Here is a 10,889-nt window from a genome sequence, read left to right as displayed (position 1 = left end):
CGCGCGCGTTCTGCGCGCCCGCCGGTCTCGAACAGATTGCCTCGGCTTCATTATCCCGCATGGGACGACCGGATGACCAACAACGGCGTCCCGGACCGCCCCTCGGGGCAGTCCGCTGCCTCCCGACGCCGCCCCGAACGACACCCGGCGGGGCACCGACGACACTCCCGGGCGCGGATGAGGCGACTTGACGCAGCTCACACTCACGCACGGGTTCTCATCGATGGACGCTGCGTCATGCTGTCCGTCATGGCCGACACCGTGCAGTACGCCGTGACCGAGGGTCTCGCGACCGTGACGCTGAACCGTCCCGAGGCGATGAACGCGCTGGACACCCCGACCAAGGAGGCGCTGCGGGACGCGCTGCGCACGGCAGGGGGGGACGCCGGGGTGCGGGCGGTGCTGCTGACCGCCACCGGCCGGGCGTTCTGCGTCGGGCAGGACCTCAAGGAGCACGTGCGGTCACTCGCGGCCGAGGAGGACGGGCCGCGGGGCGCCCCCGGACCGGGTAGCGCCATGCGGACGGTGGCCGACCACTACAACCCGGTGACCCTTGCCATCGCCTCGATGCCGAAGCCGGTGGTCGCGGGAGTGAACGGGGTCGCGGCGGGCGCGGGTCTGGGGTTCGCGCTGGCCGCGGACTTCCGGGTGGTAGCGGCCGGCGCCTCGTTCAACACCGCCTTCGCCGGTATCGGGCTCGGCGCCGACTCCGGGCTCTCGTGGACCCTGCCGCGCGTGGTGGGCCCGGCCCGGGCGGCCGAACTGTTGATGATGCCGCGCCGGGTGGACGCGGCAGAGGCCGAGCGGCTGGGGATCGCCCAGCGGGTGGTACCGGACGAGGAGCTGCCGGCGGTGGCACGCGAGGTGGCCCTCGCCTTCGCCGCCGGCCCGACGGTGGCCTATGCGGCGATCAAGCGGTCACTGGCGTTCGGGGCCTCGCACTCGCTGGCCGAGACGCTGGAGCTCGAGGCCGAACTGCAGCTGGAGGCCGGCGCGAGCGCCGACCACCGGGGCGCGGTGGCCTCGTTCGTCGCCAAGGAGCGGCCCGCCTTCGAGGGCCGCTGACCCCGCGGCGACACGGCGCGCCTGCGGCCCGACGGCGCGCGGCTCAGCCGTGGCCCGGTGCGCCCGCGGGGGGCTCCGCGCCGGACTGGCCCGGCGTGTGGGGGGCCGGCGTGTGGGCACCGGCGGCCCGGGAGTCGCCGGGGTCGTGGCTGAGCGCGAACGCCTGGGCGCCCGCGAGTGCGACCCGCAGCTCCTCGATCCGGGCGTCGCGGTCGGCGAGTTCGGCGGCGAGCCGGTCCAGGACCTCGTCGACGTCGCCCATGCGGTAGCCGCGGGGCGCAACTGGCAGCCGGAGCGCGGTGAGGTCGGCGGGGCCGACCGCCCGGTCCTGGGGCAGCGGGTCGTCCGGGCGGTCGGGCGCGGCTTCGGGCAGCCCGCCGGAGGTCGGCCCGCCGGACCCGTCCCCGCTGCCGAGGACCGCGAGCGTCACTCCGCCGATCACGACCACCATCGCCACCATCAGCCACACGAACACGGCCGGCCCTCCTGTCGCTGGTCACCGCCGGGGAGCGCCCGGTCCCGCCGTATTCTCGCAGCATGCTGCGACTGGGTACCCGAGAGTTCGCCCCCGACGAGCCGGTGATCATGGCGATCGTCAACCGGACCCCCGACTCGTTCTACGACCGGGGCGCCACGTTCCTGGACGAACCGGCGCTGGAACGAGTGGGACACGCCGTCGACGAGGGCGCGGCGATCATCGACATCGGCGGTGTGAAGGCCGGGCCCGGTGAGGAGGTGGACGCGGCGGAGGAGATCCGGCGCACCGTCGGTTTCGTGGCGGAGGTCCGGCGACGCCACCCCGCGGTCGTGATCAGCGTGGACACCTGGCGGCACGAGGTGGGCACGGCGGTGTGCGAGGCGGGCGCGGACCTGCTCAACGACGCCTGGGGCGGGGTCGATCCGCGGCTCGCGGAGGTGGCCGGCCGGTACGGCGTGGGCCTGGTCTGCACCCACGCGGGCGGTGCCCGGCCGCGTACCCGGCCCCATCGCGTGGAGTACCCGGACGTCATGGCGGACGTGCTGCGGGTGACGACCTCGCTGGCGGAGCGCGCCGTGGAACTGGGGGTGCCGCGCGAGTCGGTGCTGATCGACCCCGGGCACGACTTCGGGAAGAACACCCGGCACTCGCTGGAGGCGACCCGGCGGCTGCCGGAGATGACGGCGACCGGTTGGCCGGTCCTGGTCTCGCTCTCCAACAAGGACTTCGTCGGGGAGACCCTGGACGTACCGCTGAAGGAGCGGCTGCTGGGGACGCTGGCGACGACGGCGGTCTCCGCCTGGCTGGGCGCCCAGGTGTACCGGGTCCACGAGGTGGCGGAGACCGCGCAGGTCCTCCGGATGGTGGCGGCGATCGCCGGACGCGCCGAACCGGCGGTCGCCCGCCGCGGTCTCGCCTGACCGGCGCCGGCGCACCCGGTCGGGGTCGGCGCGGACCGATGGCTTCCGCCCCGCGGCGGTCAGCCGTCGGCGGTGACCTTCGTCACCAGTGCGATCGCTTCGTCCACGTCGTCCGTGATCGAGAAGAGCTGCTCGTCGTGGGGGGACGCCTTCCCCTGCGCGATCATGGTCTGCCGCAGCCAGTCCGCCAGCCCGGTCCAGTAGGCGCTGCCGAAGAGCACGATCGGGAAGCGGGTGACCTTGCCGGTCTGCAGGAGCGTCAGCGCCTCGAACAGCTCGTCGAGTGTCCCGAACCCGCCCGGCAGCACGACGAATCCCTGCGCGTACTTCACGAACATCGTCTTGCGGACGAAGAAGTAGCGGAAGTTCACACCGATGTTGACGTACTCGTTCAGCCCCTGCTCGAACGGCAGCTCGATACCGAGGCCGACCGACACGCCGTCGGCCTCGCTGGCGCCGCGGTTGGCCGCCTCCATGGCCCCGGGCCCGCCCCCGGTGATCACCGCGTAGCCGGCTTCGACCAACGCGGCGCCGATCCGGCGTCCCGTCTCGTATTCCGGCGATCCGGCCGGGGTACGGGCGGATCCGAAGACGCTGATGGCCGGGCCGAGTTCGGCGAGCGCGCCGAAGCCCTCGACGAACTCGGACTGGATGCGCAGTACGCGCCAGGGGTCGCCGTGGACCCAGTCGGAGGGGCCCCGGGTGTCCAGCAGTCGCTGGTCGGTGGTGCCGGGCACCATCTGGTCCCTGCGGCGCACCACCGGCCCGAGGACCTGCTCGCTGCGGTCGTCGGGCCGCCCGTACTCCTGGCCGTTCACCTCGGGGGCGACCGTTTCTCTGCGCTCCGTGCTGCTCATCGCGACTCCTTCCACCACCTGCGTCGTACCGGGCGCGTCGGGCCGCGGCCGGCCCTTCGGGGCCGGCGGGCTCCGGGTGCGTGCCCGGGTGCTGCCGTTGCGGGCCGGCCCTCGGGCCGGACTGCGCGACCCGTCGCGGGCGCCTTCGGCGGGCGCGCGACGTGGCCGGTGACCTCACCCTACGGTTCCTGGCGTGGCCCGGGTGTGAACACGGGCGGTCGCGGCGGGGTGCGGCACTCGACGGGCGACCACCGCACTGCGCGCCCGCGTGCGCGCCGGTCGCCCCGGAGAAGCCCGCCGTAGGCGGGGCGACACCGGCCCGCCACGGCAGTCGGCCGGCGTCAGCCGGCGGTCAGCCAGGCCCGGAGTCGCTCCTCGCAGTGGTGGATGCGACCGGTCTCGACGCGCTCGTCCCGCTTGTGGGCGAGGCTCGGCTCACCCGGGCCGTAGTTGACGGCGGGCACGCCGAGGGAGCTGAAGCGGGCGACGTCGGTCCAGCCGAACTTGGGCCGGGCCTCACCACCGACCGCGGCCATGAACGCCTGCGCGGCGGGGTGGGAGAGCCCGGGCAGCGCGCCCGGGGAGTGGTCCTCCACCGTGAGGGAGGCGAGCCCGCAGTCGGCGAAGACCTCGCGGACGTGGGCGAGCGCAGCCGCCTCGTCGCGGTCGGGCGCATAGCGGTAGTTGACGGCGATCTCGCAGACGTCGGGGATGACGTTGCCGGCCACCCCGCCACCGATCCGGACGGCGTTGAGCCCCTCGTGGTACTCCAGCCCGTCGATGACGGGGCGACGCGGCTCGTACGCGGCGAGGCGGGCGAGGACGGGGGCGGCGGCGTGCAGCGCGTTCGCCCCCATCCAGCTGCGGGCGGAGTGGGCACGGACGCCCTCGGTGCGCAGCACGACCCGCAGGGTGCCCTGGCAGCCGCCCTCCACCTCGCCGCCGGAGGGTTCGAGGACGACGGCGAAGTCACCGGTGAGCCAGTCGGGGTGGACCGCGGCGAGCCGTCCGAGCCCGTTGCGGTCGGCCTCGACCTCCTCGTTGTCGTAGAACACGAAGGTGAGGTCGCGGTTGGGCTCGGGGACGGTGGCTGCGATCCGCAGCTGCACGGCGACGCCGGACTTCATGTCGCTGGTGCCGCAGCCCCAGAGCACGCCGTCCTCGTCGAGGCGCGAGGGGACGTTCTCCGCGATGGGCACGGTGTCGAGGTGACCGGCGAGCACGACGCGTTCGCCACGGCCCAGTCCGGTGCGTGCGACCACGTTGTTGCCCCAGCGGTCCACCCGCAGGTGGCCGAGGCCGCGGAGCGCCTCCTCCACCGCGTCCGCGAGCGGCTCCTCCGAGCCGCTGACCGAGGGGATGTCCACCAGCTGCGCTGTCAGGGCGGCGGCGTCCAGGCTGAGGTCGAGGGAGGGTCGCTGCATGGGCCGAGGCTACCCGCAGGCCGTACCCCGACGACCAGCGGTTACCTTATGAGCGTGTCCAAGACCTCCGCGCCGGCGCGGCGCCCCTGGCGCCGTCGCCTGATACGCGCGGCCGTGGCCCTGACCGTTCTCACGGGCCTCGCGGTCTACGTGGTGGTCCACCAGGAGACGCAGCCCGCCTTCCGCGCCGCGCACTGCACCGTCGCCGACCGGGACGGCGCGCGCGAGGGCGAGCCCTACCGTCTCGCTCCGCAGCAGGCGGCGAACGCGGCCACGGTGACCGCGGTGGGGTCGACGCGGGAGTTGCCGGAGCGGGCCATGGTGATAGCCGTGGCGACGGCGATGCAGGAGTCCAGCCTCTACAACATCGACTACGGGGACCGGGACTCGGTGGGTCTGTTCCAGCAGCGTCCCTCGATGGGCTGGGGGTCGGTCGCGGAGATCCTGGACCCCGTCTACGCCGCCGGCCAGTTCTACGACCACCTGGTCGAGGTGCCCGACTACCTGGGGCTGCCGTTGACCGTCGCGGCCCAGGAGGTCCAGCGGAGCGCCTTCCCCGACGAGTACGCCAAGCACGAGCCGGAGGCCACGGTGATGGCGGCGGCGTTCACCGGCCGGGAGTCCGCCGCGGTGGTGTGCACCCGGGGTTCCGCCGAGCCGGTGGCGGGGGAGCCGTCCGCGGTGGCGGAGCAGTTGGCGGCCGACTTCACCGGTTCGCCGGCGGCCGTCGTCTCGGCGGACGGCCTCGCGGTGCCGGTACCGGCGGACGCCCCGGAGGGACGCGGCTGGGCCCTGGCCCACTGGGCGATGGTGCACGCGGTCCAACTGGGTATCGATGCGGTGGAGTTCGACGGGCGCCGGTGGCAGGCGGACGACGCGGCGGCCGGGTGGGTGGAGAGCGCGGCGGGCGCCGAGGAGATCCGGCTGACCGTCCGCCGGTGATCCCACTGCGGGGCGGTTCGCCGGTCCCGCAGGAACAGCCCCAACAACACTTTCCGGTATGGATATTCACCCGCACGAACAAGCATTTCGCGCGCGCCATTGACGAAAGCCGCCGATAATGCGACGCATTACCAATCCTTTACCGCGGGGACCGCAACCTCGGACCGCTCCCGGCCGATAGGCAGGGCGTCCGGCCGCGCCGCCCTACGGGTCAGTGGCCGGGCACCAACCGTCGTGAGAACGCTCGGAACCCGTCGCTAAGGAGAAACATGTCCAACGCCCTCAAGCGCCGCATGGCCAAGGTCGCGCTCGTGATCGCGGCAGGCGCCGCCCCGGTGGTCGCCTCCGCCGGCTCCGCCTCCGCGCTGTCGCTGCCGCCGACCACCGACCTGGGCAGCCTGAGCAACCTGGACACCGCCTCCCTCGGCGACAAGACCGACTCCGCGCTCCAGAACACCACCGCGGTCGCGGGCGAGCTCGGCGGCGAAGCGGTCAAGGCGGTCGTCCCGGCCGCAGGCAAGGCCGCGGGCTCCCTCAGCCGCTCCGCCACTACCCCGAGCCTCATGGAGACCGCGGAGACCGCCACCGGCGCCGCCGGCACCGTGGTCGGCGAGACCGCCTCGCAGCTCAACGGCAAGGGCCTGCCCGGCCCGGTGCCCGGCCTCAACGCGCCGCTGCCCGCCGGTGGCGTCCCCGGCATGGGCCTGATGGGCTGAGTCCGGCCCTCCCCCGGCGCGCCGCCGCCGGCGGCCGGACGGCCTCCCGTCCGCCGGCGGACCACCACCGCGCGCCATCGCCGGAGCCCGGCTCCCCCTCGGGAGAGCCGGGCTCCGGCACGTCGGCTCCGGGATCGCCCGGACGGCCCGTCAGCCGAGGCGGCGGACGGCCTCGGCGACCCGCTCGTCGGTGGCGGTGAGCGCCACGCGGACGAACCGCTCCCCGGCACTGCCGTAGAAGTCGCCGGGTGCCACCAGCACACCGCGCCCGCTGAGCTCGGCCACCGTCTCCCAGCAGGGCTCGTCCCGCGTGGCCCAGAGGTACAGCGATGCCTCGCTGTGCTCGATGCGGAACCCCGCCCCCTCCAGCGCGGCCCGCAGCGAGGCCCGTCGCGCGGCGTACCGCTCGCGCTGCTCGGCGACGTGGCGGTCGTCGCCCAGCGCGACCGTCATGGCCTCCTGCACCGGGGCCGGCAGCATCATGCCGCCGTGCTTGCGGATCTGGAGCAGCTCGCCCAGCACCGCGGCGTCCCCGGCGAGGAACGCGGCCCGGTAGCCGGCGAGGTTGGAGCGCTTGGACAGCGAGTGGACCGCGATCACCCCCGTGCGGTCGCCCCCGCAGATGTCGGGGTGCAGCACGGAGACCGGGTCGGCCTCCCAGCCCAGCTCCAGGTAGCACTCGTCGCTGAGCAGCAGCACGCCGTGCTCGCGGCACCAGGCGACGGCGGCCCGCAGCTCGTCGGCGGAGAGCACCCGCCCGGTCGGGTTGCTGGGCGAGTTGAGCCACAGCAGCCGGATGCCGGCCGGGTCCAGTTCGCGGACGTCGTCGTAGAGGACCGGCTCCGCGCCGGCCAGTCGCGCGCCGACCTCGTACGTCGGGTACGCGGCCCGGGGGCAGGCGACGCGGTCGCCCGGACCGAGCCCCAGCTGCGTCGGCAGCCAGGCGACCAGTTCCTTCGAACCCACCACGGGCAGCACCTCGTGGTGGCTCACCGCCACCGCTCCGAGCCGCCGCTCGCACCAGCCGGTGATCGCGTCCCGGAGCGCCGTGGTGCCCCAGACCGTCGGGTAGCCCGGCCGGTCGGCGGCGTCGGCGAGGGCGCGCTGCACCACCGCGGGCACCGGGTCCACGGGGGTGCCGACCGAGAGGTCCACCAGGCCGCCGGGGTGGGCGCGGGCGGTCTCCCGGTACGGCTCCAACCGGTCCCAGGGGAAGACGGGGAGGCGGGAGGTGAGCGGGGAGACGGGCTGGCTCACGGACGGGGCTCGCTCTCTGGTGCGGAGCCGCCCTGGCGGGGCGGCGGTGGTTGCGCGGATGCGGGGGCCGCCCCGCTCCCGCGAGGCGACGCGGTGGGGCCGCGGCGCGGTCCCGCACGACGTCAGCCGTGCGGGACCGGACGGGCGCCGGTACCGGACCGGCCGCCCGGCCGCGTCAGGCGCTCGTCACTCGTCGTGCTTCTGCGGCGGCAGCGCGGCGACGAACGAGTGGTCCCGCTCGATGAGGCCGAGCTTGCTGGCGCCGCCGGGCGAACCGAGCTCGTCGAAGAACTCGACGTTCGCCTTGTAGTAGTCCTTCCACTCCTCCGGGGTGTCGTCCTCGTAGAAGATGGCCTCGACGGGGCAGACCGGCTCGCACGCGCCGCAGTCCACGCACTCGTCGGGGTGGATGTAGAGCATCCGCTCGCCCTCGTAGATGCAATCCACGGGGCACTCCTCGATACAGGCCTTGTCCTTCAGGTCGACACAGGGCTCCGCGATGACGTAGGTCACGCTGTCGTTCCTCCTCAGTCGGGACGGCGGTCCGAAGTGGCTCCGCCCAAAATGGCGCGCGGGAGCGCGGTCGATGCTCAGCACCTAGTATCGCGGGTCGAAACGGTGGCACGCACACGAGGGGCGGACAAGCGAGTGGAGTTCACCTTGGGCGTACGCATGGAGGTGCGGGTCGGCGCGGAGGACGTGGGCCGGCGTGTCTCGGTGCGGTCGCTGACCGGCCGGCAGCCGCCGGGCGCGCGGTTCACCGACACGCTCGGCGTGCTGACGCACTGGTCCCGAGAGCAGGTGGTCGTGACCCGCCGCGACGGCACGGCGGTGACGCTCGCCACCCCCGACGTCGTCGCCGCGAAGGTCGTGCCCCCCGCCCCCGCACGGCGTGGCGGCACGCCGTCCGCCGGTGTGGCCGAGCTGACCCGGGTCGCGGCCCGCGGCTGGCCCGCCCTGGTCTCCCGGGAGCAGGACGGCTGGCTGCTGCGGGCCGCCGAGGGGTGGACCAACCGCGCCAACTCGGCGGTGCCCGCCGAGGACGACACCGCCGATGACGAGCGGCTCGACCTCGACGCGGTGACCCGCTGGTACGCCGAGCGGGACCTGCCCGCGCTGCTGCACGTCCCGACCGGTGGCGGCTCCGGTGGACGGGAGCTGCTCGCCGAGCGGCTGGCCGGGCTGGGCTGGAGCGCGGAGAAACCGGCGGTGGTGCGGATCGCGCCGCTGGCGCCTCTCGCCGACCGCGTGCCGGACCCGCGGGTTTCGGTGGGGCGCGCGCTGTCCGACAACTGGCTGCGAGGCTACCGCAACGCAGACCGGGACCCGGCGGCTGCCCGGCGGCTGCTGCCCTCGGGGCCGTCCGTCCTCTTCGCCACCGTGGCGCGGGAGCCGGGCGACACCGACGGACCGGCGGCGATCGGCCGCTGCGTGGTCGACGGGCGCTGGGCGGGGTTCGCGTCGATCGAGGTGGCGCCGGACCGGCGCCGCCGCGGGCTGGCACGGGCCGTGATGGCCGAGTTGGCGCGCGCGGCGCTCGCCGAGGGCGCGTCTGCTGCCCACCTCCAGGTGGAACGGGACAACGAGCCCGCGCACACCCTGTACGAGCGCCTGGGGTTCACCGTTCACCACCACTACCACTACCGCCGCGCGCCCCGCCGCTAGCCAACCACTCGGCAGCCCGCGGGTGGCGGGCGCCACGACGGCCCGGACCCGGACGACCGACCGGCCGTGGCGGCGGGCCGCCACGGCCGGTCTACGGGGGTGACGTGCCGTCACCCAGGGGATCAGCCCAGGTCGATGTAGCCGATCCGCTGCTCCGGCGCGGTCTCCAGCAGCGCGCCGCGCAGCGCGCTGACGACGTCCTCCGGGGTGACCGGGGTGCTGCTCCCGTCGCCACGGGCGATCTCGATGCCGACGAACGTGCCGCCGTACAGCGTCTCCAGGGTCTCCAGGTCGTAGGAGTCGACCAGTCGGCCCCCGACCGCCTCCATGGTGATGAAGCGGTGCAGCGAGTTCTCGGGGCTGAACTGGATGGAGGGGCCGCCCTCGCCGGCCGCGACGGTGACGGTCCCCGACATCGCGGGCTCGGCGAACTCCGACATCGCGCGGTCCACCTCCGCCTGGTCGATCTCCGGGTCGACGGTGGTGGCGCTGAGCTCCACCGGTACGTCGTCGCCGCTGGCCGCGCGCTGCCGGAACGCCTCCCGGACCTCGGGGGCGGCGGCCTCGACGTCCACTCCGGTGCCCGGCTCGCCGTAGACGGCCTCGGGGACGCCACCGGCCAGCGAGACGGACCCGTTGACGGGTGCGCCGCCGAGCTCCGCGGTGACGTCGCTGAGGGCGGCGGCGAGCTTCTCCTCGTCGACCGAGTAGACGGGCGCCACCTCCGTGGAACCGCCCGCCAGGGAGCCGAGGACGGCGACGGGGTTGTAGTCCGTCCCGCTCGCCGCGCGCACCGTCGCCTCGGTGTCGATCGACAGCCCCGCGACACTGGGCTTCAGCGGGATCTCGTTGCCGTCGACGACCAGCGTGAGGTCGGACTCCATGGGGCCGGCGAGCGCGGAGTTGAGCTTCGCCACCGCGTCCTGGCTGGAGCCGCCGATGTCGTGTCCGAGCACGGTCGTCCCGGCGGAGACCTCCTGCTGGTTGAGCAGCAGCCCGGCGCCGTAGGCCAGCACGAAGACCCCGCCGGCCGCGACGACGGCCAGCTTGAGGAAGGACCGCTTCTTCTTCGGCTTGCCCTTGGCCGCCGCCGGCGGCGGCTCGGGGTCCGCGAACTCCTCCCGGTCGGGCAGGGGCGCGGTCAGCGGTCCGCCGAAGGGACTCGGCGGCGGCGGGCCGTCGGAGTGCTGGAACGGGTCGGTGAGGACCGGTGAGCCGACGGGCGTGACCTGACCGGCGGCGGGCATCGCCTGCGTGGTCTGGCTGTCCCGGGCCCAGCGTTCCGCCGCCTCCGCGTTGGAGCTGCGGGGCAGCGGGCCGCCCAGGTCCATCGTGGTGTTGCCGACCTCCTGCGGGGCGCCGCCCGCCGGGCGGTCCGCGCGGGGCAGCGGCATGTCGCCGCTCGCCGGTCCGCTGGTCGGGCCCGCGGGGCCGCGGTTGCCGAACACCGGGGAGGACGGCGTGGCGGGCGCACCGGAGGGGGCACCGCCGTCAGCAAGGTCTGCGAACTGGAGATCGCCCGCAGCGGACTGCTGGAGGCGGAGGCCACGGAGGCCGGCCTCCAG

General features: G+C 74.6%; 11 protein-coding genes. 5 read left to right on the top strand and 6 right to left on the bottom strand.

Annotation, left to right across the window (positions count from 1 at the left end; translation table 11 throughout):
- Positions 1-249 precede the first annotated feature (249 nt).
- Positions 250-1,065, top strand: coding sequence for an enoyl-CoA hydratase/isomerase family protein (locus HCJ92_RS15715; RefSeq protein WP_167934224.1), 816 nt, complete (start codon positions 250-252; stop codon positions 1,063-1,065).
- Between the two features lie 43 nt (positions 1,066-1,108).
- On the opposite strand, the gene HCJ92_RS15710 is transcribed toward HCJ92_RS15715, so the two are convergent.
- Entirely contained in the window at positions 1,109-1,540 is a 432-nt protein-coding gene (locus tag HCJ92_RS15710; RefSeq protein WP_167934220.1) for a DivIVA domain-containing protein, read from the bottom strand.
- Positions 1,541-1,602: 62 nt separating this feature from the next.
- On the opposite strand from HCJ92_RS15710, the gene folP reads away from it, so the two are divergent.
- A complete protein-coding gene (gene folP, locus HCJ92_RS15705; RefSeq protein ID WP_167934219.1) occupies positions 1,603-2,463 on the top strand; it encodes a dihydropteroate synthase in 861 nt (286 codons plus the stop codon).
- A gap of 59 nt (positions 2,464-2,522) precedes the next feature.
- Here the strand turns inward: folP and HCJ92_RS15700 are convergent, their stop codons facing one another.
- On the bottom strand, positions 2,523-3,320 hold the full coding sequence (locus tag HCJ92_RS15700) for an LOG family protein (protein WP_167934218.1): 798 nt from the start codon (positions 3,318-3,320) through the stop codon (positions 2,523-2,525).
- A gap of 341 nt (positions 3,321-3,661) precedes the next feature.
- Positions 3,662-4,744 carry a succinyl-diaminopimelate desuccinylase gene (gene dapE / locus HCJ92_RS15695; RefSeq protein WP_167934217.1) on the bottom strand — a complete coding sequence of 361 codons (1,083 nt, stop codon included), beginning with the start codon at positions 4,742-4,744 and terminating at the stop codon, positions 3,662-3,664.
- A gap of 48 nt (positions 4,745-4,792) precedes the next feature.
- Here dapE and HCJ92_RS24375 point away from each other — a divergent pair, with 48 nt between their 5' ends.
- Together HCJ92_RS24375 and HCJ92_RS15685 are read left to right on the top strand one after the other, a co-directional pair.
- Entirely contained in the window at positions 4,793-5,686 is an 894-nt protein-coding gene (locus HCJ92_RS24375) for a hypothetical protein (RefSeq protein WP_209311176.1), read from the top strand.
- A 269-nt stretch (positions 5,687-5,955) separates the two neighbouring features.
- A complete protein-coding gene (locus HCJ92_RS15685) occupies positions 5,956-6,402 on the top strand; it encodes an ATP-binding protein (RefSeq protein ID WP_167934216.1) in 447 nt (148 codons plus the stop codon).
- 150 nt (positions 6,403-6,552) lie between these two features.
- On the opposite strand, the gene dapC is transcribed toward HCJ92_RS15685, so the two are convergent.
- The gene (dapC, locus tag HCJ92_RS15680) at positions 6,553-7,659 is read right to left on the bottom strand and encodes a succinyldiaminopimelate transaminase (protein WP_167934215.1); all 1,107 of its coding nucleotides are present in this window, start codon (positions 7,657-7,659) and stop codon (positions 6,553-6,555) included.
- A 186-nt stretch (positions 7,660-7,845) separates the two neighbouring features.
- Positions 7,846-8,172 (bottom strand): ferredoxin, encoded by a 327-nt coding sequence (gene fdxA / locus HCJ92_RS15675; protein ID WP_167934214.1) that lies wholly within the window; start codon positions 8,170-8,172, stop codon positions 7,846-7,848.
- A gap of 135 nt (positions 8,173-8,307) precedes the next feature.
- Between fdxA and HCJ92_RS15670 the strand changes: the two genes are divergently transcribed.
- Positions 8,308-9,324: a GNAT family N-acetyltransferase gene (locus tag HCJ92_RS15670; protein WP_167934223.1), complete on the top strand. Its 1,017-nt coding sequence runs from the start codon at positions 8,308-8,310 to the stop codon at positions 9,322-9,324.
- Between the two features lie 122 nt (positions 9,325-9,446).
- Here the strand turns inward: HCJ92_RS15670 and HCJ92_RS25835 are convergent.
- Positions 9,447-10,889 (bottom strand): peptidoglycan binding domain-containing protein (locus HCJ92_RS25835; RefSeq protein ID WP_209311174.1); only part of this gene is annotated, 1,443 nt, incomplete at its 5' end.

It is taken from the genome of Streptomyces spiramenti, from assembly GCF_012034385.1.
GTDB lineage: Bacteria > Actinomycetota > Actinomycetes > Streptomycetales > Streptomycetaceae > Streptomyces > Streptomyces spiramenti.
This window is presented reverse-complemented; position numbering and strand designations above follow the sequence as displayed.